Origin of the sequence: Limnohabitans sp. MMS-10A-192 (genome assembly GCF_003063335.1) — a bacterium.
GTDB lineage: Bacteria > Pseudomonadota > Gammaproteobacteria > Burkholderiales > Burkholderiaceae_C > Limnohabitans_A.
In genome coordinates this window covers 93,863-113,571 of record NZ_NERX01000005.1, presented here as the reverse complement: position 1 = coordinate 113,571, position 19,709 = coordinate 93,863, and the positions used below count along the sequence as shown (strand labels likewise).

The 19,709-nt window shown below is 59.3% G+C and carries 21 protein-coding genes; 6 read left to right on the top strand and 15 right to left on the bottom strand.

Going from position 1 to position 19,709, the window contains the following annotated elements; genetic code table 11:
- Positions 1 to 8: 8 nt before the first annotated feature.
- The 4 genes from B9Z43_RS11895 to B9Z43_RS11880 form a co-directional block, all read right to left on the bottom strand.
- Positions 9 to 1,283, bottom strand: coding sequence for an FCSD flavin-binding domain-containing protein (locus B9Z43_RS11895; RefSeq protein WP_108325837.1), 1,275 nt, complete (start codon positions 1,281 to 1,283; stop codon positions 9 to 11).
- Positions 1,284 to 1,294: 11 nt separating this feature from the next.
- Positions 1,295 to 1,600: a c-type cytochrome gene (locus tag B9Z43_RS11890; protein WP_108325835.1), complete on the bottom strand. Its 306-nt coding sequence runs from the start codon at positions 1,598 to 1,600 to the stop codon at positions 1,295 to 1,297.
- Positions 1,601 to 1,644: 44 nt separating this feature from the next.
- Complete coding sequence (locus tag B9Z43_RS11885; RefSeq protein ID WP_108325833.1) at positions 1,645 to 2,055, bottom strand: DsrE family protein; 411 nt, start codon at positions 2,053 to 2,055, stop codon at positions 1,645 to 1,647.
- Positions 2,056 to 2,133: 78 nt separating this feature from the next.
- Positions 2,134 to 2,466: an ArsR/SmtB family transcription factor gene (locus B9Z43_RS11880; protein ID WP_369910230.1), complete on the bottom strand. Its 333-nt coding sequence runs from the start codon at positions 2,464 to 2,466 to the stop codon at positions 2,134 to 2,136.
- A gap of 202 nt (positions 2,467 to 2,668) precedes the next feature.
- On the opposite strand from B9Z43_RS11880, the gene B9Z43_RS11875 reads away from it, so the two are divergent.
- Positions 2,669 to 3,247 (top strand): rhodanese-like domain-containing protein, encoded by a 579-nt coding sequence (locus B9Z43_RS11875; RefSeq protein ID WP_108326117.1) that lies wholly within the window; start codon positions 2,669 to 2,671, stop codon positions 3,245 to 3,247.
- 115 nt (positions 3,248 to 3,362) lie between these two features.
- On the opposite strand, the gene B9Z43_RS11870 is transcribed toward B9Z43_RS11875, so the two are convergent.
- Both B9Z43_RS11870 and B9Z43_RS11865 read right to left on the bottom strand, forming a co-directional pair.
- On the bottom strand, positions 3,363 to 3,764 hold the full coding sequence (locus B9Z43_RS11870) for an RNA-binding S4 domain-containing protein (RefSeq protein WP_108325831.1): 402 nt from the start codon (positions 3,762 to 3,764) through the stop codon (positions 3,363 to 3,365).
- Between the two features lies 1 nt (position 3,765).
- Positions 3,766 to 4,722, bottom strand: a complete 957-nt coding sequence (locus tag B9Z43_RS11865; RefSeq protein WP_108325829.1) for an SDR family oxidoreductase — start codon at positions 4,720 to 4,722, stop codon at positions 3,766 to 3,768.
- A 47-nt stretch (positions 4,723 to 4,769) separates the two neighbouring features.
- On the opposite strand from B9Z43_RS11865, the gene B9Z43_RS11860 reads away from it, so the two are divergent.
- Both B9Z43_RS11860 and B9Z43_RS11855 read left to right on the top strand, forming a co-directional pair.
- A complete protein-coding gene (locus B9Z43_RS11860; protein ID WP_108326115.1) occupies positions 4,770 to 5,810 on the top strand; it encodes a CDP-6-deoxy-delta-3,4-glucoseen reductase in 1,041 nt (346 codons plus the stop codon).
- 3 nt (positions 5,811 to 5,813) lie between these two features.
- Positions 5,814 to 6,776: a tripartite tricarboxylate transporter substrate binding protein gene (locus tag B9Z43_RS11855; protein WP_108325826.1), complete on the top strand. Its 963-nt coding sequence runs from the start codon at positions 5,814 to 5,816 to the stop codon at positions 6,774 to 6,776.
- 116 nt (positions 6,777 to 6,892) lie between these two features.
- On the opposite strand, the gene B9Z43_RS11850 is transcribed toward B9Z43_RS11855, so the two are convergent.
- The 7 genes from B9Z43_RS11850 to B9Z43_RS11820 all read right to left on the bottom strand — a co-directional run bounded on the left by B9Z43_RS11850 (position 6,893) and on the right by B9Z43_RS11820 (position 14,998).
- Positions 6,893 to 7,609 carry an ABC transporter ATP-binding protein gene (locus B9Z43_RS11850; RefSeq protein WP_108325824.1) on the bottom strand — a complete coding sequence of 239 codons (717 nt, stop codon included), beginning with the start codon at positions 7,607 to 7,609 and terminating at the stop codon, positions 6,893 to 6,895.
- Position 7,610: 1 nt separating this feature from the next.
- Positions 7,611 to 8,384: an ABC transporter ATP-binding protein gene (locus tag B9Z43_RS11845; RefSeq protein ID WP_108326113.1), complete on the bottom strand. Its 774-nt coding sequence runs from the start codon at positions 8,382 to 8,384 to the stop codon at positions 7,611 to 7,613.
- Between the two features lie 11 nt (positions 8,385 to 8,395).
- The gene (locus B9Z43_RS11840) at positions 8,396 to 9,472 is read right to left on the bottom strand and encodes a branched-chain amino acid ABC transporter permease (protein WP_108325823.1); all 1,077 of its coding nucleotides are present in this window, start codon (positions 9,470 to 9,472) and stop codon (positions 8,396 to 8,398) included.
- 17 nt (positions 9,473 to 9,489) lie between these two features.
- Positions 9,490 to 10,419 carry a branched-chain amino acid ABC transporter permease gene (locus B9Z43_RS11835; protein ID WP_108325822.1) on the bottom strand — a complete coding sequence of 310 codons (930 nt, stop codon included), beginning with the start codon at positions 10,417 to 10,419 and terminating at the stop codon, positions 9,490 to 9,492.
- 187 nt (positions 10,420 to 10,606) lie between these two features.
- Positions 10,607 to 11,905 (bottom strand): replication-associated recombination protein A, encoded by a 1,299-nt coding sequence (locus B9Z43_RS11830; RefSeq protein ID WP_108325821.1) that lies wholly within the window; start codon positions 11,903 to 11,905, stop codon positions 10,607 to 10,609.
- 16 nt (positions 11,906 to 11,921) lie between these two features.
- Positions 11,922 to 12,590, bottom strand: a complete 669-nt coding sequence (lolA, locus tag B9Z43_RS11825) for an outer membrane lipoprotein chaperone LolA (RefSeq protein WP_108325820.1) — start codon at positions 12,588 to 12,590, stop codon at positions 11,922 to 11,924.
- A gap of 5 nt (positions 12,591 to 12,595) precedes the next feature.
- Entirely contained in the window at positions 12,596 to 14,998 is a 2,403-nt protein-coding gene (locus B9Z43_RS11820) for a DNA translocase FtsK (protein WP_108325818.1), read from the bottom strand.
- A 128-nt stretch (positions 14,999 to 15,126) separates the two neighbouring features.
- Here B9Z43_RS11820 and trxB point away from each other — a divergent pair, with 128 nt between their 5' ends.
- From trxB to rpmG, 3 genes are all read left to right on the top strand, one after another.
- Positions 15,127 to 16,086 (top strand): thioredoxin-disulfide reductase, encoded by a 960-nt coding sequence (gene trxB, locus B9Z43_RS11815; protein WP_108325816.1) that lies wholly within the window; start codon positions 15,127 to 15,129, stop codon positions 16,084 to 16,086.
- Between the two features lie 180 nt (positions 16,087 to 16,266).
- Positions 16,267 to 16,500 carry a 50S ribosomal protein L28 gene (gene rpmB, locus B9Z43_RS11810; protein WP_026039317.1) on the top strand — a complete coding sequence of 78 codons (234 nt, stop codon included), beginning with the start codon at positions 16,267 to 16,269 and terminating at the stop codon, positions 16,498 to 16,500.
- A 26-nt stretch (positions 16,501 to 16,526) separates the two neighbouring features.
- The gene (gene rpmG / locus B9Z43_RS11805) at positions 16,527 to 16,697 is read left to right on the top strand and encodes a 50S ribosomal protein L33 (RefSeq protein WP_006298735.1); all 171 of its coding nucleotides are present in this window, start codon (positions 16,527 to 16,529) and stop codon (positions 16,695 to 16,697) included.
- A gap of 358 nt (positions 16,698 to 17,055) precedes the next feature.
- On the opposite strand, the gene B9Z43_RS11800 is transcribed toward rpmG, so the two are convergent.
- Entirely contained in the window at positions 17,056 to 18,267 is a 1,212-nt protein-coding gene (locus B9Z43_RS11800) for a fatty acid desaturase (RefSeq protein ID WP_108325814.1), read from the bottom strand.
- A gap of 113 nt (positions 18,268 to 18,380) precedes the next feature.
- Positions 18,381 to 19,676 (bottom strand): RsmB/NOP family class I SAM-dependent RNA methyltransferase, encoded by a 1,296-nt coding sequence (locus tag B9Z43_RS11795; protein WP_108325811.1) that lies wholly within the window; start codon positions 19,674 to 19,676, stop codon positions 18,381 to 18,383.
- Positions 19,677 to 19,709: the final 33 nt, after the last annotated feature.

Genomic DNA, 19,709 nt, shown 5'->3' with positions numbered 1-19,709 from the left:
ATTGAACCTCACGCCAGCGTATCGGCCCAAATGTTACGCGACCAAGCGTGGGCATAGCGGCCCTCCAATTCGTTGGCTGCGCTGGACACACCACCGGAGCCCGGCACCGTCAGCATGGTTTTCTTTTCCGCATCGTAGCGGTGCACGCTGGCCACGTGGACCACGTCTTCCGAGCTGACAAAGCTGTAGCAGGTGTTGTTGTAAATCGGCATGGGATTGACCTCTTTGCCCATCAACAAAGCGATCACCGCTGCAGCGCAGGTTTTGCCGTGTTGGTTGGCCATGTGGCCAGACTTGGGCATACCCGGGGCAATCTGGATCGAGTCGCCAAGCACATGGACGTTTTTTGCAGCCTTTGACTCGAAAGTCAGGAAGTCGACCTCGCACCAGCGCTTGTTGGCAGTAGCCAGACCTGCGTTGACGGCGATGTCACCCGCACGCATTTCAGGAATGACGTTGAGCACACTGGCCTTGATGTCGTCGTTGAATTCAAACTTCAAGGTGTTGGCGGCGGCGTCCACATCGGTCACACGGTGTTTGCCACGGTATTCGACGATGCCTTTGTAACGCTCGGCCCAAGCCTTCTTGAACAAGGGACCTTTCGATGTCACGTCGTCGTTGGCATCCAAAATCAGCACCTTGCTCTTGGGCTTGGCCTTGGTGAAATATTCAGCCACCTGGCAAGCGCGCTCGTAGGGGCCGGGCGGGCAGCGGTAAGGCGCCAAAGGGATCGACATGGCGAACACACCGCCATCAGGCATGGCTTCGAGTTGCTTGCGCAGCGTGACGGTCTGCTCGCCCGCTTTCCAAGCGTGCATGACTTTGTCTTTGGCACCTGCCTTGGCCATGCCAGGCAAGGTTTCCCACATGAAGTCCACGCCGGGCGAGACGATCAAGCGGTCATAAGCCAGCTCGGTGCCACCGGCCAGCTTGACGATGCGCTTTTCCGCATCAATGGTGTTGACGCGGTCCTTGATGATGTTCACACCGTGGCGCTTGGTCAGGTTGTCATAGGGGGTGGTGATCTCGGCGATGGTCTTGCTGCCGCCAATCACCAAGTTGGAGATGGGGCAGGAAATGAACGCATCGTTGGGCTCCACCAAGGTGACCTGAATTTTGTGCTCAGACCACATGCGCAGGTATTTGGCCGCCGTAGCGCCGGCATAGCCACCGCCAATGACCACCACTTTGGGGCCGCTGCCGCCACCCACTGTGGCACAACCCGAAACCAAACCCATGGCTCCCAGTGCGGAACCTGTCTGCAAAAAATGACGACGTTGCATGGCTGTTTTCCTTATTTCTTTTGGGCGGCAAAGTAGCCAGCGATGGCGACGATCTGCTCGTCGGAATAGCCCTTGGACAGCTGGTGCATGATGGTGGCGGGCTTGCGACCCGTCTTGAAATCCAGCATTTTCTTGACCATGTCGTCCTTGTTGGCACCGGCCAACGACTCCATGCCCGGCTGGGCGCGCCCATCGGTGCCATGACAAGCCGAACAAGAGGCCGCCATGCTGCGCACGTGAAGCGGATCAACCTGGGCTTGCGCCAGGCCAGACAGTGCCAGCAGCGCAGTGGCGCTCAAAGCGTGTTGAATTTTCATGAAAACTCCTCAAAAAACGGATTGATGACGGTCCTCATGAACCATCACGGGCGCAGATAAACAAAGCCTTCTTTGGCTTGCAGTTTGGCCACTTCAGCAACACCCGAAGGAACCACCTTGGCTTCCATCTGGACCTTGTCTGCTGAGATTTTGCGCGAGACCAATGTGTTGTTGCACACACGGAACTCCACCCCTTTGCCCACCAGATCGCTCACGCTGCCTGCAAAGGGTTGGTCCATCTGATTGGTTGCACCATCCAGAAGAAAATCAATTCCCAAGCCGTGGGTCACCACCACAATCTTGACTGTCGGGTCTGCATTGAGGTGATTGCGAATGTTGCCAATCGCGCGTGAGGCTTGGGGAATGCCTTCACTCAAGTGGTAAACCACCTTGATTTGCGCCATGCTCAAAGTGCAAGCCAACAAACCTGAAATCAATAATAACCAACGCTTCATTCGTGTCTCCTGATGGACTGATATTAGCGGCTCATCCTACATGGGCACGACAGTGAAAACCCGACTCGAAACTGACGCTCAACTTTCAAGATCGGTTTGTTGACACACTGCACGGCAAATGTTGACGATGTTGTTGTTGACGATCCTGTAGTAGATCTGAACGCCTTCTCGGCGTTTGTCCAATACCCCTGCCAAATAAAGCGTGTTCAAGTGCTGTGACATATTGGGCTGTGTCGTATCAATCTCCGTGAGCAATTCACCGACATTTTTCTCGCCGCTGCACAAGCAGCTGATGATCCTCAAGCGCATGGGTGCCGACATGACGCGAAAAACCTCTGCAGCTTTTTCGATTTGCTCATCCGAAACGGCAATGGACTGGTCCCCAGCAGATTTATGGGTCATTTTGACCATAGAACTTCCCGTCTTATTTCAGAATTGAAGTGTGATTGTCACCCAAAACACATTGGCAGATTTTGTCGCACAACTATTTGAGCGCAATCAAGGCGCCCCTGCGGCATAGGGATAACCCTGACTCAACCATTGATGCAAATCAAGTCAAAACAAGGCCTACAAAGTCAGGATCCCTTGATTCTCAACTTTTTGAACAATGACCATGAAAAGCATTTCAGCTTGGCTCTTAGGAATTGGTTTTGCAGGCGCTGCCTTTGGCCAAGCCGCCATCATTCCCGTAGGGACAGCCTTGAACATTTTTGACAACCAGAAATCCGTTGTCGTGAAAACCACCAAAGGCCCGGTTGAAATCACCCGTGTCATGACCGTGGCTGCCAAAAACGGCGGCACCTTGCAGCCCTTGGTCCCCGTCGCAGGCGTTCACCCCGTCGGTGAGATCGAAATTTTGGAAGCCCTGAGTGACCGCAACGCCTTGGTCGTGGACATGCGGGACACCAACGACCGCGTCAAAGGCACCATCCCGGGCTCCGTAGGCATCCCCTACACAGAGGTGGCCTCGCGTCTGAGCGAATTGGGTTGCAAAAAAACGGGCAGCCAATGGAACTGCACCGAGGCCAAGAAAATTTTTGCATTCTGCAATGGACCCGTCTGTCCACAAAGCCCCATGGCCATTCGTGCCATGACACGAGAGGGCTTTCCGGCCGACAAAATTTATTACTACCGCGGCGGCATGCTCGACTGGGATGTACTCGGCTTGACCATGGTGAAAGACGAATTCTGAGCACCCGCAGTGTGGATCTGAAAAGAAAACGGCCTTGTCCATGAACTGATCGCGAGCAGCTGGGCGCTCTGAGCAAAGGGCCTGTTCCAAGACATCCAGCGCGATGTGCCTGGCATCAATCGATGCCTGCGCTCCAGCGGTCATCCCAGGTTTTCTCGATCTGACGGCGATCTCGCTTGGTGGGGCGTCCCTGCTCGATGCTCAGCGCTGGCTCGCGCGACAAGCGGTTCATTTCGGCCAGTTTTTGCCGCTGCGCCAGGCTTTCGGCGGTTTCCTCGTAAAGCAATTGCGCCACCGGCGCTGGACCCCGCACGCCACTGATGCCTTTGACCAAGACGGTGCGCTCCACCTGGCCTTGGCGCATGCGCACGGTGTCACCCGGTTTGACTTCGCGCGAGGCCTTGGCGTCCTGGCCATTGATCTGCACACGGTTCTTGCCGATCTCGTCGCTGGCGATGCTGCGGGTCTTGAAGAACCGCGCCGCCCACAGCCATTTGTCAATGCGCAGCGAATCCATATCAGCTGACGAACAAGGTCGTTTGCGGACTCAAGCCGTCGCGCACATGCGGATAACGCAGCTTGAGCCGCAGCTCCTGCTTCATGCGGGTGTTGTCCAACCTGCGCGATTCGTTCATGAAGCTCAGCAACATCAGCGGCAAGGCGGTGTTGGCGTCATGACGCGAAATGCGCGGCGGCTTGGGCAAACCATACAAACCGGCCGCCAGATCAAAGTAGTCGCCCATCTTCAAGTCGGTGTCGTCGTTCACATTGACCACCCGCTGCGGCTTGCCTCGCCACAAGGCGGCCGCGCAAGCGCGGGCCAGGTCGGTCGCGTGGATGTGGTTGGTGTACACGTCTTCTTTGGCCACCAGCACTGGCGTGCCTTTGAGCAAACGCCCGCGCGGCGTGCCGCCTTCGCGGTCGGCCGCATAAATGCCAGGAATGCGCAAAACGCTCACCCGCACACCGCTGCGGCCCAAAAACCGCATGGCCATCTCGGCGTCCACACGGCGCTGGGCACGGGGCGTGTGCGGCTTGACGGCATGCGACTCGCTGACGCGTTCGCCAGCACAGTCGCCGTATACGCCGGTGGTCGAGCCATAAACCAACACCTGCGGCAGCGTGCGTAAACGCAGCACACGGCCCAAGGCCTGGGTACGGGGATCGTGCTCCCAGTCACCCCGGCGCTCACTGGGCGGCGGGGCCAGATGAATCACCCGGTGCGCAATACCCGCCAAGCGGCGAAGGCTCGCGGCATCGTCCAGATCGCCCTGCAAAGGGGTGATGCCACAAGCGCGCAGCAAACGCACACGTTCGGGCGACGAAGTCAGCGCCATCAGGCGCACACGCTGGCTTTGCGGCGCACCCAACTGGCCTGCGGTGCGCAAGCCGACATCGCCACAACCCACGATCAGGACACGCTGACGGCGAAATCGGGCGGGCAGTGCGCCCAAGGGAGTTTGGTTTGAAGGCAAAATCAGAGGTTCCGGGTGATATGCAACCCCTCAAGGATACCGAAAAGATGAGCTTCCAAATTTCCGTGCAGCCCAGCGGCCGCAGCTTCACCGCCGATGTCAACGAAACCCTGCTCACAGCAGGCATCCGCCAAGGCATCGGCCTGCCCTATGGTTGCAAGGACGGCGCCTGCGGTTCGTGCAAATGCAAAAAGATTTCGGGCACCGTGGTGCACGGGCCCCACCAGGCCAAAGCCCTGAGCGACGAAGAAGAAGCCCAAGGCCTGGTGCTGACTTGCTGCGCCACCGCCCAAAGCGATGTGGTGCTCGAATCGAAACAAGTGACGGCTGAAGGCGGCCTGCCCGTCAAGAAGATGCCGGTGCGTGTGGTGAGTCTCGAGAAGAAATCGCACGATGTGATCGTGCTGAAACTCCAATTGCCCGCCAACGACGTGATGAAGTTTCACGCCGGTCAGTACATCGAGTTCTTGCTGCGCGATGGTTCGCGCCGCAGCTACAGCATGGCCAATGCACCGCACACATTGGAGATGGCACCGCCCACGGTGGAGCTGCACATCCGCCACATGCCCGGCGGCAAGTTCACCGACCCGGTGTTCACCACCATGAAGGAAAAAGACATCCTGCGCGCCGAAGGCCCGTATGGCAGCTTTTACCTGCGCGAAGACAACGACAAGCCCATCGTGCTGCTGGCTTCGGGCACGGGCTTTGCGCCCATCAAGGCGCTGATCGAGCACATGCAGCACCGCGGCATCACCCGCCCGGCCACGCTGTATTGGGGCGGTCGCCGTCCGGCCGATCTGTACATGGCCGATTGGGTCGAAGCTCGCCTGGCCGAGATGCCCAATCTGCGCTACGTGCCCGTGATCTCCAACGCCGAGGCCGAAGACCAATGGACAGGCCGTACCGGCTTTGTGCACCAAGCTGTGCTTCAGGACTTCCCCGATCTGTCGGGCCATCAGGTCTATGCCTGCGGCGCCCCCATCGTGGTGGATTCGGCCAAGCGCGACTACGTGGCGCAAGGCGGTTTGCCTGAGGAAGAGTTCTACGCAGACTCGTTCACGTCTGAGGCCGATAAAGCCAAGGCCTGAAGCGTGCAGCGCCGTGACTTTTGCCTGAGCGCCGCGGCTTGCGGTCTGACGACCGCAGCCTGGGCCCAAGGCAAGCCGATCCGGCTCATCGTGCCTTATGCGCCCGGCGGACCCATCGATGTCACAGCACGAGCCTTGGCCGAGCGCGTGAAAGACAGCTTGGGCACGGTGATCATCGAGAACCGCCCTGGCGCGGGTGGCAATCTGGGCGCTGATCTGGTGGCCAAAGCGGCACCCGATGGCCTGACGATTGGCATTGCGGCCACCGCCACCCACGCCATCAACCCTTGGCTGTTTGCCAAGATGCCTTATGACGCGGCCCGCGACTTTGCGCCCATCACGCAAATGCTGCGCGTGCCCAATGTGCTGGTGATGAACGCCGACACCGCACAACGCCTGAAGATCAACACCTTGGCCGATTTGGTGGCCTATGCCAAAGCCAACCCCGCCAAGCTGAACTTTGGCTCGGGTGGCAACGGCAGCGCGGGGCATTTGGCGGGTGAAATGTTCAAGCGCGCGGCGGGCATTTTTGCGGTGCACATCCCCTACAGCGGCGGCAACCCGGCCCAGCTGGCCTTGCTGTCAGGCCAGGTCGACTTCAACTTCGACAACCTGGCCACGGCGGCCGCCAACATCAAAGCGGGTCGACTCAAAGCCCTGGCGGTGACCACCACCCAGCGCAGCAACGCCCTGCCCGATATTCCAAGCATGAGCGAGACCCTGAAAGACTTTGCGATCGACACCTGGTGGGGTCTGGTGGCGCCTGCGGCCACGCCGCGTGAGGTGGTGGATCGGCTGAACAAGGCTTTTGTGGCCGCGCTGCAAACCCCCGAAACCAAAACACGCTTTGCCCAACTGATGGCCGAACCCGTGGGCAACACGCCTGAGCAGTTTGGGGCCTTCATGAAGAAGGAGCTGACACGCTACGAAACAGTGGTCAAGGCCAGCGGCGCGCGGGTGGACTGAGCCAAAATTCACTCGCGGTTTTTGCGGTCATACCGGACTTGATCCGGTATCCATGCCCCCGGACGTGCTGACGAGATGGTTCCCGGATCAAGTCCGGGGTGACAAAGGGTCTGAAATCACTCGCCCAAATAGGCTGCGCGCACCTTGGGGTCTTCGAGCATGTCTTTGCCCACGCCGGTCATGGTGATGAGGCCAGAATCCATCACATAACCACGGTCGGCAATCGCCAGCGCACGGCTGGCGTTTTGCTCAACCAACATCACGGTGACACCTTGCGCATACACATCGCGCACCACCTCAAAGATCTTGTCGACCATGATGGGTGACAAGCCCATGGACGGCTCATCGAGCAAGAGCACCTTGGGACGGCTCATCAGGGCGCGACCCATGGCCAGCATCTGCTGCTCGCCACCGGACATGGTGCCCGCCAGCTGGTCCTTGCGCTCACGCAAACGCGGGAAGATGGTGAACATCTTCTCGATGTCGTCGGCAATGCCTGCGGCGTCCGAGCGGATGTACGCGCCCATTTGCAGGTTTTCGGTGATGGTCATGCGGGTGAACACGCCTCGGCCTTCGGGCACCATGGCCAAGCCTTGCTTGACCAGATCCCAAGGGCCTTGGCCCTTGATGCTTTTGCCCAAGTACTCGATGTCACCGACTTGCAAAGGCAAGGTGCCGGTGATGGCTTTCATGGTGGTGGTTTTGCCTGCGCCGTTGGAGCCGATCAGCGAGACCAACTCACCCTCGCGCACTTCGAGGCTCACGCCCTTGACCGCTTGAATGCCGCCGTAGCCGACTTGCAGGTCTTTGACTTTCAAAAGGATGTCGGCCATCTCAGTGTCCTCCCGTGCCCAGATAGGCTTCAATCACTTTTTCGTTCTTCTGCACATCGGCCGGCGTGCCTTCGGCGATCTGTTTGCCGTAGTCGAGCACCGTGACGCGGTCACACAAGCCCATGACGAGCTTCACATCGTGCTCGATCAGCAAGATGGTGCGGTTGTCTTTGCGGATGCGGTCAATCAATTCGCGCAATTGCACTTTCTCGGTCGCGTTCATGCCCGCGGCCGGTTCGTCCAGCGCAATCAGCTGCGGGTCGGTCGCCAAGGCGCGAGCGATTTCCAGTCGGCGCTGGTCGCCATACGACAAAGTGCGCGCCTTGAAGTCGGCGTATTTGCCAATGCCCACATAGTCGAGCAGCTCTTGGGCACGCTTTGCAATGGCGGCTTCTTCGGCCTTGAAACCGGGTGTGCGGAAGATGGCACCCAGCAAGCCCGAATGGGTGCGCACATGGCGCCCCACCATCACGTTTTCGAGCGCGGTCATTTCGGCAAACAAACGGATGTTCTGAAAAGTGCGGGCAATGCCGGCCTTGGCCACTTCGTGCACCGCCGTGGGCTGGTAGGGCTTGCCTGCCAGCTCAAAGGTACCGCTGTCAGGGGTGTACAGGCCTGTGATCACATTGAAAAAGGTGGTCTTGCCCGCACCGTTGGGACCGATCAGGCCATAGACCTGACCGCGCTGGATGGTCATGCCCACATCGGTGAGCGCTTGCAAACCGCCAAAACGTTTGGAAATGCCTGCAACCTGGAGAACAGTATCTTGTGTCATGTGCGGGTCTTTCATTTCGTCTTGAGCGCTTTGCCGTGCTCTGGCGATGGCCACAGGCCACGCGGACGCATCAACATGATCACGATCATGGCCAGCGCCACCAGCAACTGGCGCAAGATGGATGCATCCAAACGGCCATCGGTCAGTGCCTGCAAAGGCCCAGCCACGTAGCGCAAGACCTCTGGCAAGGCCGACAACAAAACAGCGCCCAAAATCACACCGGGCAAATGGCCAAGGCCCCCCAGCACCACCATGGCCACGATCATCACCGACTCCATCAGGCTGAAAGATTCGGGCGAGATGAAGCCCTGAAAGCCCGCGAACATGGCACCGGACACCCCACCGAAAGTGGCCCCCATGCCAAAAGCCAGCAGCTTCAAGTTGCGGGTGTTCAGGCCCATGGCTTTGGCGGCGATTTCGTCTTCACGAATCGCCATCCAGGCGCGGCCGATGCGCGAAAACTCCAGGCGGTGCGAGATCAAGATGGCCACCAGCACCAGACTCAGGAACAGGTAGTAGTACAACGAGACCGAAGAGATTTCGAAGTCACCGACCATCAGCTTCTTGCCCAAATTGATGCCAAAAACCGAGATCGGATCGATCTGATCCAAGCCCTTGGGGCCATTGGTGATGTTGACCGGGTGGTCCAGGTTGTTCATGAACACCCGGATGATTTCACCGAAACCCAGCGTCACGATGGCCAGGTAGTCGCCCCGCAATTTGAGCGTGGGCGCACCCAGCAACATGCCAAACAAGCCCGCCAATGCGGCCCCCACCGGCACGATCAACCAGATCGGCATGTGCATGCCCGCAGGGAACACGGCGGCGATCCATTCGAAGGTGTTGGTCAGGTGCGGTGAAGACAGCAGGCCATACATGTAGGCCCCCACCGCGAAGAACGCGACGTAACCCAGGTCGAGCAAACCGGCGTAACCGACCACGATGTTCAGGCCCAGCGCCAGCAGGATGTAGAGCAAGGCCATGTCGGCGATGCGCACCCAGGCGTTGCCAAAGCCTTGCAGGATGAGCGGCAGCACGATCAGCGCCACCCCCACCAAGATGAATTGAAGTGTTTTGTTGTTTTTCATGACAGCGGTCCCTTCGATCAAGCGCGGTCTGCCACGCGTTCACCCATCAGGCCAGAGGGGCGCAGGGTCAACACAATGATGAGGACGATGAATGCAAAGATGTCGGTGTAGTGGCTGCCCAGCACACCGCCGGTGAGCTGACCGATGTAGCCCGAGCCTATGGCCTCGATCAGGCCCAGCAAGATGCCACCGACCACCGCCCCTGACAAATTGCCAATGCCGCCAAACACAGCCGCAGTGAAGGCTTTGAGACCGGGCAAAAAGCCCATGGCGTGCTGCGCCGTGCCGTAATTCGAGGCATACATCACACCCGCAATGGCCGCCAGGATGGCGCCGATCACGAAGGTGGCAGAAATCACCATGTCGGGCTTGACGCCCATGAGCCCAGCCACGCGGGGGTTCTCGGCCGTGGCCCGCATGGCGCGCCCCAGACGCGTGTAGTTGACCAACCACATGAGCACCGCCAATGACACCGCCGTCACGCCCAAAATCATGATCTGGGTGGGGGTGATCACCGCACCGCCCACATGGATGGGGGTGCTGGACAGCAAAGTGGGATACGCCTTGTAGTTGGGCTTCCAGATGATCATGGCCAAGGTCTGCAGCAAGATGCTCATGCCAATCGCCGTGATCAGGGGCGCCAGCTTGGGGCTGTTGCGCAAGGGGCGGTAGGCCACTTTCTCAATCGTGAAGTTGAGCGCGACGGCCACCACGCAGGCAATCAAGGTCGCCAGGATCAGGATCAGCCAACCCGGCGCCCAGGGCATGGCGCCCTGCATCATGCCAATGGCCGACCAGCTCGTCAGAGCACCCACCATCAGCACTTCACCGTGCGCAAAGTTGATCAGGTTGATGATGCCGTACACCATGGTGTAGCCCAAGGCCACCAAGGCGTACATGCTGCCCATGACCAGGCCGTTGATGACCTGCTGCAAGAAGACGTCCATTTTTTCTCTCCGAATGTGGACCCGGTCTTGCCGAGTCGCGCCACGAATGGCTTTTGAATACCCAGACGCACCTTTTGGGTGATTCCAAATACATAGCAAAAACCCCGCCAATGGTGCTTTTTTCGCTGGCGGGGTTGAAGAATTGTAGAGAAGGCGGGATGCCGACCGCCTTGGATTTGCTCAGGAATTACCCTGTGGCTGAATTTCGTTTTCGCAGTTCTTCCAGTTTGTCGGCGATTTTGATTTCCAAGCCCCGGCGCACGGGCCGGTAAAAGCCGGGATCAGGCATGCCTTCGGGCAGGTAACGCTCCCCAGCGGCAAAGCCGTCTTCTTCGTCATGGGCGTAACGGTAGCCTTTGCCGTAATCCAGCTGTTTCATGAGCTGGGTGGGGGCATTGCGCAAATGCATGGGCACGGGGCGTGTGCCGTCTTTCTTGACGAAGGCTTTGGCCTCGTTGAAGGCCTTGTAGGCCGCATTCGATTTGGGGGCCATGGCCAGATAGATCACGCACTGGGCCAGTGTCAGCTCACCCTCAGGGCTGCCCAAACGCTCGTACACATCGGCCGCATCCAGCGCCAGACGCAAAGCGCGGGGATCGGCCAAACCGACGTCTTCACTGGCCATGCGGATCAAGCGCCGCGCCATGTAGCGCGGATCGGCACCGCCATCGAGCATGCGCACGAACCAATACAGTGCGGCATCGGGGTCCGAGCCACGCACCGATTTGTGCAAGGCGCTGATGGTGTCGTAGAACTGCTCGCCGCCTTTGTCGTAGCGGCGCATGCGCTCGCCAAGCACCCGCAGCAACCAGGCATCGGTGACCGGGTCGATCTTTTCGCGGGTGGCCGCCATCGACAAGGTCTCCAGCGTGTTGAGCAGGCGCCGGGCATCGCCATCGGCATAGGCCAACAAACGGGCCAGGGCATCGGGCTCGATCGCCGGAACCGCTTGGATGCCTTGGGCACGCAAGACGATGTTTTTCAAATCGTCTTCGGTCAAGGACTGCAAGACATACACGGCCGCCCGCGAGAGCAAGGCCGAATTGACCTCGAACGATGGGTTCTCGGTGGTGGCGCCGATGAAGGTGAAGAGGCCACTTTCAACGTGGGGCAAGAAGGCGTCTTGCTGGCTCTTGTTGAAGCGGTGGACCTCATCGACAAACATGATGGTGCGCTGCGGGTGCAGGCCAGTGCGTGCCGCTTGTGCTTTGTCGACGGCCTCACGGATGTCCTTGACACCGCCCAGCACCGCACTGATGCTCAAGAACTGGGCATCAAAGGCGTCGGCCATCAAGCGGGCGATCGTGGTCTTGCCGACACCCGGAGGCCCCCACAAAATGCAGCTGTGCGGCTGCCCCGACTCAAAGGCCAAACGCAGGGCCATGCCCTCGCCCAGCAAATGTTGTTGACCGATCACCTCACCCAAATTGCGCGGGCGCAGGCGTTCGGCCAAAGGGGCCTGGGGCGAAAGTGGCACGACCGTCATCGCTTGCCTGCACGCTTCAAGGTCGAATCACATCGGCACCGGCGGGTGCCTTGAACACAAAGCTGGATGCGGGCAAAGCAGGATTGAGCTCGAACGCAGAAAAACTCAACAGCGAGCGCTGACCCAGGCTGTCCTGCACATCGAGCACGGCCAACTCCACCCCTTTGTCCGTTGTGCGCAAGCCCACCCGCACCGACTGGATTTGACCGTCGGTTTTTTGAGGCGTCGCACGGACCCATTGCAGACCATCGCGATCGGGCTCTGTTTTGAAGCTGAAATCGGCTTTGAGACCTTCCAGGTCTGTGGCCGCCGTCAACAAAGCAACGGGCGTAGAGCCCAACACTTGCGCCTGGTTGCGCGCCGTCACTTGGTTCAAGTCCACATCGTGCATCCAAACCGTCTGGCCATCGGCCACCAGCGTTTGCACAAAGGGCTTGCGGTAATCAAAGCGGAATTTGCCGGGACGCTGAAACTCAAAGCTGCCGCTGGAAGTCTTGCTGCGACCAAGCTGCCCTTGCCGCGCTGGCGAGGTGACCACCTGAGTGAACTGCGCACGGCCACTGCGTGTTTGCTTGATGAACTGCGACAAGGCATCCAGCCCGTCGGCATGGGCCTGTGCAGACAAACCCACCCCCATGCAAAACAGCAAGCTGGCAAGCAGCCCATGACGACGTGAAAATTTCATGTGTCTCACTCTGCCCGGGCGGGCACCAGAATTTCGCGTTGACCACTGCCACTCATGGCACTGACAAGGCCCGCTTTTTCCATGTCTTCCACCAAGCGCGCGGCGCGGTTGTAGCCAATCTTCAAATGGCGTTGCACCAAGGAGATGCTGGCCTTGCGGTTCTTGAGCACCACTTCGACCGCTTGGTCGTACATCGGGTCTTTCTCGGCGTTGTCGCCTTCGCCCAACATGCCGCCATCGTCATCCACGGTGCCGCCTTCGAGCACACCCTCGATGTAATCGGGCTCGCCCTGGCTCTTGAGGTAGCTGACCACGCGGTGCACTTCTTCGTCGCTCACAAACGCGCCATGCACGCGGATCGGGAAACCCGTGCCCGAGGGCATGTACAACATGTCGCCCATGCCCAGCAGCGCCTCGGCACCCATCTGGTCGAGGATGGTGCGGCTGTCGATCTTGCTGGACACTTGGAAGGCGATGCGGGTCGGGATGTTGGCCTTGATCAAACCCGTGATCACATCCACACTGGGGCGCTGCGTGGCCAAGATCAAATGGATGCCGGCGGCGCGGGCTTTTTGCGCCAAGCGGGCGATCAGCTCTTCGATCTTCTTGCCCACCACCATCATCAAGTCGGCCAACTCGTCGATCACCACCACAATGTGCGGCAAACGCTTGAGCGGTTCTGGATCGTCCGGGGTCAGGCTGAAGGGGTTGTAGATGAACTCCTCGCGGGCCGTGGCGTCGTCGATTTTCTGGTTGTACCCCGCCAGATTGCGCACGCCCATCTTGCTCATCAACTTGTAGCGTTTTTCCATCTCGGCCACACACCAGTTCAGGCCGTGCGCGGCCTGGCGCATGTCGGTCACCACCGGGGCCAACAAATGTGGAATGCCTTCGTAGACCGACATCTCCAGCATCTTGGGGTCGATCATCAACAAGCGCACATCGCGCGCTTCGGCCTTGTACAGCAGCGACAGGATCATGGCGTTGATCCCCACCGACTTGCCCGAACCGGTGGTACCGGCCACCAGCACGTGCGGCATCTTGGCCAGATCGGCCACCACCGGGTTGCCAATGATGTCCTTGCCCAAGCCCATGGTCAGCATGGACTTGGCTTCGTTGTAAATCTGCGAACCCAGGATTTCGCTGAGCTTGATCGACTGGCGTTTGGCATTGGGCAACTCCAGCGCCATGAAGTTTTTGCCTGGGATGGTCTCGATCACGCGGATGGACACCAAGCTCAGTGAACGGGCCAGGTCCTTGGCCAGGTTGACGATCTGCGAGCCTTTGACGCCGGTATCCGGTTCGATCTCGTAACGCGTGATCACGGGCCCGGGGGCCGCTGCCACCACCCGCACCTTGACGCCAAAATCGGAGAGCTTCTTCTCGATCAAACGGCTGGTCATCTCCAGCGTCTCAGGCGATACCGTTTCCTGACGAGCCGTCAGGGCATCGAGCAAGTCCACCTGCGGCAGCTTGCTGTCAGGCAACTCATTGAACAAGGGTTTTTGGCGTTCCTTGACCACACGTTCGCTGCGCGGCACTGCGGTCACCGCAGGTTCAATGACCATCGGTGGCACAGGCGGCGCAGGTACGGGCACGGGCGCCAGATCCAGCTGCCCTTCAGGCGCTTGCAAATGGGGTGCATCCAGGTCCCACTGGGGCTCGACAGGCTGCATGGACAAGACCTGCTCGCGTTCGCGCAGCGCTTGCTGACCCAAGGCAAAGTCTTCTTCGATCTCTTTCTTGGCATGGCGCGAGCGAATCAAACGGTCAATGCGCTCGCCAATGCTCTCGGCCAGCTGGCCCCATGAAAATTTGAACACCATGGCCAAGCCGATGACACCCAGCACCAAGCCCACCAAGCCCGAGCCTGTGAAACCCAGCCACTGCATGCTCAGACGGCCCAATTGATAACCCAAGATGCCGCCGCTGTGACCTGGCAAATTCGACTCCCAGCGGTACAGACGGGTCCACTCCAAACTGGCACTGGCAGACATGAGCAACATCAAACCCAACCAGAACACCCAAGCCCTGCGTTGCAAAGTGAATGCCTCTGCCGATTCGGATGCGCCAGTGTTGCCCAGCCAACGCGCCAAACCCGACAGCCATGCTCGCAAGCCTGCGGCAAAACACCACCAGACGGAATAACCCGAAATGAAGAACGCCAAGTCGGCAAACAAAGCCCCCGAACGCCCCATCCAATTGCGCGTGACGCCACCTGCGCCTGATGTTGACCACGCAGGATCCTGAGCTTGGTAGCTGAGCAAAGCCAACAGACACAGCAGCAGCACACCTGCGCCGAGCAAAAGACTGATCTCTTGGGCAAAACGAGCCCAAAAATTTTGCGGCTCGGCCTCCTCGTCTGCGGAGGAAGTCGAATGGGTCAGAGTATGCAAAGAATAGGTCATAACTTAAGTTGCAAGCTTACCCGATCAAAGGACCAGATTCCCCTGTCGCCCTCTGCCTTTGCCAGCTTCTTACAATAAGGAATACGCGATGCTTGGCATCCTCATTCTCATCACCCGATTGGCAGACCATGTCTACTTCTACCCAACACGCCCAAGTTCTGATCCTCGGCTCCGGCCCTGCAGGCTACACCGCTGCCGTGTACGCTGCCCGTGCCAACCTCAAGCCCCTGCTGATCACCGGCATGGCCCAAGGGGGTCAACTCATGACCACCACCGAAGTGGACAACTGGCCCGCCGACGTGAACGGCGTGCAAGGCCCCGAGCTGATGCAGCGCTTTCAGGAACACGCCGAGCGCTTCAAGACCCAGATCGTTTTTGACCACATCCACACCGTTAAGCTGGAGCAGCGCCCCTTCACCCTGATCGGTGACAGCGGCACCTACACCTGCGACAGCCTGATCATCGCCACCGGCGCTTCGGCCAAATACTTGGGCCTGCCCTCCGAAACCGCCTTCATGGGCCGTGGCGTGAGCGGCTGCGCCACCTGCGACGGTTTCTTTTACCGCGAACAGCTGTGCTGCGTGGTGGGCGGTGGCAACACGGCCGTCGAGGAAGCCCTGTACCTGTCCAACATCGCCAGCAAGGTGTACCTGATCCACCGCCGCGACAAATTCAAGGCCGAACCCATCCTGGTGGACAAGCTGATGGACAAGGTTGCCGCCGGCAAGATCGTGCTCAAGACCTTCCAGACGCTGGAAGAAGTATTGGGCGACGACACTGGCGTGACCGGCGTGCGCCTGAAAAGCACGGTGGACGGCAGCTTGGAGGACGTCGAGCTCAAAGGCTGCTTCATCGCCATTGGCCACTCGCCCAACACCGACATCTTCCAGGGCCAGCTGGAGCTGGAAAACGGCTACATCGTGACCCAAGGTGGCCTGAAGGGTTTTGCCACCCAAACTTCGGTGCCCGGCGTGTTCGCTGCGGGCGATGTGCAGGACCACGTTTACCGCCAGGCCATCACCAGTGCCGGTACGGGCTGCATGGCCGCCCTGGATGCCCAACGCTTCCTGGAACAGAACCAGGCCTGATTTCTGGTTATAATTCAAGGCTTTGCTGGATCTGCCCCGACTTTTCGCCGGGGATCACAGGGCCAGCGATCTGGGATACCGCCACCCATCTTGGCGAGGTGAGGCTGGAACGCCAGGCCCCGTGCAAATCTGCATGAGACCCATCGGCACCGGCTGTTTTAAAAGTATCGGAGTGTCCACATGGCACGCGTTTGCGACGTAACGGGCAAAGGCCCAATGACGGGAAACAACGTTTCCCACGCCAACAACAAAACCAAGCGCCGGTTCCTGCCGAACCTGCAATACCGTCGTTTCTGGGTTGAAACAGAAAACCGTTGGGTGCGTCTGCGCGTTTCCAGCGCTGCTCTGCGCCTGATCGACAAAAACGGCATCGATGCCGTGCTCGCAGACCTGCGCGCACGCGGTCAAGCCTAAACCCAGAACATTAGGAGTCATCTACCATGGCAACCAAAGGCGGACGCGAAAAAATCAAGCTGGAATCCACAGCTGGCACTGGTCACTTCTACACGACCAGCAAGAACAAGAAAACCATGCCCGAGAAAATGTCGATCATGAAGTTCGACCCCAAAGCTCGCAAGCACGTTGAATACAAGGAAATCAAGCTGAAGTGATTCGGCCTGAGCCTTGCAACAAAAAACCCGCCTCTGGCGGGTTTTTTGTTGGCTGATGCAGCTCTCGGGTCACCAGGTCAATGGAAATGGACCCCGGGTCAAGCCCGGGGTGACAAGCCCAAGAAGTCAAGCCCGAGAAGACCAAGCCAACAGGCTCTGCCCGGCGAGGAAAATCCAAGAGGCCAGCCCAGCGTAGACAGTACAAGAAGTCTGTCATCCCGGACTACGATCCGGGATCCATTCACCTCACAGACATGGCAAAGGGCCGCGGACTGGACCCCGGATCAAGCCCGGGGTGACATGATGGGTCCCAACAAAAAAGGACCCGAAGGTCCTTTGTCGTGGTGTTTTCAACGCCTCAAGCGGTTTGACGCACCGCGCGCAGCTTGACCGAGAAGTCACGCAAAGTGGCGATGCCACTCTCTTCGGCGCGGCGGCACCAAGCTTGCAAGTCTGCGGCCAGTTGCTCGCGTGAATGCGAGGTGTTCAGCCAGATCTGGCTGAGCTCTTCACGCATCTGCACCATCTTGTCGAGCACGGGGCTCGCGGCGCGGGCCTGCTTGAGTTGGTCTTGCGCCTCGGCGGGCACTTTGGCGGCATCGCGGTGCAGCCAGCGCTTGGCCGCTTGCAGCACATTGGCGTCCAGCTTCAATTTTTCGGCTTCTTGCTGCATCACCGTGCGCACATTGCGGGCATAACCGGCCATCACCTCGTAACGGTTGGCGATCAAGGCTTCCAGCGTCTTTTCATCGGCCACGGGGCGGATGTCACCGTAAGCCAGACGAGGCACTGTTTTCTTGACGGTGGCCAGCCCCATGATTTCGAGGGCGCGGATGTAAGCCCAACCCAGATCGAATTCGTAAGGCTTGACCGACAGCTTGGCCGATGTGGGGTAGGTGTGGTGGTTGTTGTGCAACTCTTCGCCACCAATCAAGATACCCCAGGGCGAGATGTTGGTGCTGGCGTCGTGCGCCTCGAAATTGCGGTAACCCCAGTAGTGGGCGGCGCCGTTGATGATGCCAGCCGCCGTGATCGGGATCCAGGCCATTTGAACCGCCCAGATGCTCAGGCCAATGAAACCGAACAGGGCCACATCGATGATCAGCATCAAAGCCACACCCTGCCACGAAAAGCGGGTGTAGAGATTGCGCTCGATCCAGTCATCGGGTGTGCCATGACCATAACGCTTCATGGTGTCCAGGTTCTTGGATTCCTTGCGGTAGAGCTCGGCACCAGTGAACAGCACGGTCTTGATGCCGTACACATGGGGGCTGTGCGGGTCTTCGGCTTGCTCGCACTTGGCGTGGTGCTTGCGGTGGATCGCGGCCCATTCCTTGGTCACCTGGCCAGTGGTCAGCCACAGCCAGAAACGGAAGAAGTGCGAAGGAATCGCATGAAGGTCCAGTGCACGGTGCGCCTGGTGGCGGTGCAGGAAAATCGTCACGCTGGCGATGGTGATGTGGGTCAGGCCCAAGGTCACCAAGACGATTTGCCACCACGAGAGGTCAAACAAACCGTGACCCATCCACTGGATCAAAGCATCTAGAAAAGCCGAATCAGGCAACAACATGCAGGTATCTTTCTACGAACGCCTGTTTTCAGGCAATCTTTCGATTTTAAGTTTTTCAGGCCAAAAAGGACAGTTCTTTCGCGCCAGCTGACGCATGAAAGAGCTCCAAATGATCACTTTCGAGTCCAGACTGCGGCAAAGAAACCATCTGTGCCATGGCGGTGTGGCCACAGGCGGAGGAAATCGCCGCCTGTTCGCGTCCCGTCTTCATCCACCGAAACCGCTGGGGCGCACAAGCCCTCGGCACCCGGCACCTTCAGGCGCTCGAGCTCTTGGGCTGCGTTGAGGGGCACAAAGTCCGGATTGGCGGCACTGAAGGCTTGCGCAATCAACTCGTTTTCTTCGGGCAACACGCTGCAGGTGGCGTACACCAAGCGGCCGCCCGACTTGACCATGCGCGAAGCGCTTTGCAAGATGGCCAACTGCTTTTCGGTCAACTCCTGCACAGCTTGGGGCTTTTGGCGCCATTTCAAGTCAGGGTTGCGGCGCAAGGTGCCCAAACCTGAGCACGGTGCGTCGACCAGCACGCGGTCGATCTTGCCGGCCAAGCGCTTGACGCGGTCATCGCGCTCGTGCGCAATGGCGGCCGGGTGCACGTTGGACAGGCCACTGCGCGCCATGCGCGGCTTGAGCGCGTCCAGGCGGTGTCCGGACACGTCAAACGCATACAGGCGACCGGTGCTGCGCATGGACGCGCCCAGCGCCAGCGTTTTACCGCCCGCACCGGCGCAAAAGTCCACCACCATCTCACCCCGGTGGGCATCCACCAGCAAGGCCAGCAGCTGCGAGCCTTCGTCTTGCACCTCGATGGCGCCACGGGTGAAGGCATCGGTCTTTTGCAGAGCGGGCTTGCCCTCTAGGCGCAAACCCCAAGGCGAATACGGCGTGGGTTTGGAAGGGATGCCCGCCTGGGCCAATTCTTTTTGGATGTCGCTGCGCTTGGCCTGGAAAGTGTTCACGCGCAAGTCCAGCGTGCCGGGCTGCTGCAGGTTCTCGGCCAAGGCCCAGAAGTCCTCGCCCAGCTGGTCTTGCAGCGCTTTGGCCATCCACTCGGGCAAGTTGTGGCGGTGCGGGGCCATCAGGGCATCGGCGGGAATGGCGTCACAGGTGGCCAGCCATTGCTTTTCGGTGTCGTTCAAGGCTGCGGCCAAAAAGTCGCGGGGGCCGAAGAAACCCAAAATGGCCAGCTTGCGCTCTTTGGGGCCGGAGCCCGAGCGGGCCAGCTGCTCGAACAGCAGTTTTTTGCGCAGCACCGCAAATGCGGTTTCGGCCAAGGTCGCACGCTCGCGCGGGCCCAGCGAGCGGTGTTCACGGAAATAGCGCGACACCACAGCGTCGGCGGGATGTTCAAATTGGAGAACCAGCCTGACCAGATCGGCGCAGGCGTCTAAAAGGGCTTTTGGATGCATGGGGCGTATTGTCCCACCCTTGTCCCTTTGGAA

Bases quoted from the DNA above. Each gene is read 5' to 3' on its own strand.
- B9Z43_RS11880 (WP_369910230.1), bottom strand. From the start codon at position 2,466: ATGGTCAAAATGACCCATAAATCTGCTGGGGACCAGTCCATTGCCGTT.
- B9Z43_RS11830 (WP_108325821.1), bottom strand. From the start codon at position 11,905: ATGACGGTCGTGCCACTTTCGCCCCAGGCCCCTTTGGCCGAACGCCTG.
- rpmB (WP_026039317.1), top strand. From the start codon at position 16,267: ATGGCACGCGTTTGCGACGTAACGGGCAAAGGCCCAATGACGGGAAAC.
- B9Z43_RS11870 (WP_108325831.1), bottom strand. From the start codon at position 3,764: ATGGATTCGCTGCGCATTGACAAATGGCTGTGGGCGGCGCGGTTCTTC.
- B9Z43_RS11895 (WP_108325837.1), bottom strand. From the start codon at position 1,283: ATGCAACGTCGTCATTTTTTGCAGACAGGTTCCGCACTGGGAGCCATG.
- B9Z43_RS11795 (WP_108325811.1), bottom strand. From the start codon at position 19,676: ATGCATCCAAAAGCCCTTTTAGACGCCTGCGCCGATCTGGTCAGGCTG.
- B9Z43_RS11845 (WP_108326113.1), bottom strand. From the start codon at position 8,384: ATGACACAAGATACTGTTCTCCAGGTTGCAGGCATTTCCAAACGTTTT.
- B9Z43_RS11820 (WP_108325818.1), bottom strand. From the start codon at position 14,998: ATGACCTATTCTTTGCATACTCTGACCCATTCGACTTCCTCCGCAGAC.
- trxB (WP_108325816.1), top strand. From the start codon at position 15,127: ATGTCTACTTCTACCCAACACGCCCAAGTTCTGATCCTCGGCTCCGGC.
- B9Z43_RS11800 (WP_108325814.1), bottom strand. From the start codon at position 18,267: ATGTTGTTGCCTGATTCGGCTTTTCTAGATGCTTTGATCCAGTGGATG.
- rpmG (WP_006298735.1), top strand. From the start codon at position 16,527: ATGGCAACCAAAGGCGGACGCGAAAAAATCAAGCTGGAATCCACAGCT.
- B9Z43_RS11860 (WP_108326115.1), top strand. From the start codon at position 4,770: ATGAGCTTCCAAATTTCCGTGCAGCCCAGCGGCCGCAGCTTCACCGCC.
- lolA (WP_108325820.1), bottom strand. From the start codon at position 12,590: ATGAAATTTTCACGTCGTCATGGGCTGCTTGCCAGCTTGCTGTTTTGC.
- B9Z43_RS11840 (WP_108325823.1), bottom strand. From the start codon at position 9,472: ATGAAAAACAACAAAACACTTCAATTCATCTTGGTGGGGGTGGCGCTG.
- B9Z43_RS11875 (WP_108326117.1), top strand. From the start codon at position 2,669: ATGAAAAGCATTTCAGCTTGGCTCTTAGGAATTGGTTTTGCAGGCGCT.
- B9Z43_RS11890 (WP_108325835.1), bottom strand. From the start codon at position 1,600: ATGAAAATTCAACACGCTTTGAGCGCCACTGCGCTGCTGGCACTGTCT.
- B9Z43_RS11885 (WP_108325833.1), bottom strand. From the start codon at position 2,055: ATGAAGCGTTGGTTATTATTGATTTCAGGTTTGTTGGCTTGCACTTTG.
- B9Z43_RS11835 (WP_108325822.1), bottom strand. From the start codon at position 10,419: ATGGACGTCTTCTTGCAGCAGGTCATCAACGGCCTGGTCATGGGCAGC.
- B9Z43_RS11850 (WP_108325824.1), bottom strand. From the start codon at position 7,609: ATGGCCGACATCCTTTTGAAAGTCAAAGACCTGCAAGTCGGCTACGGC.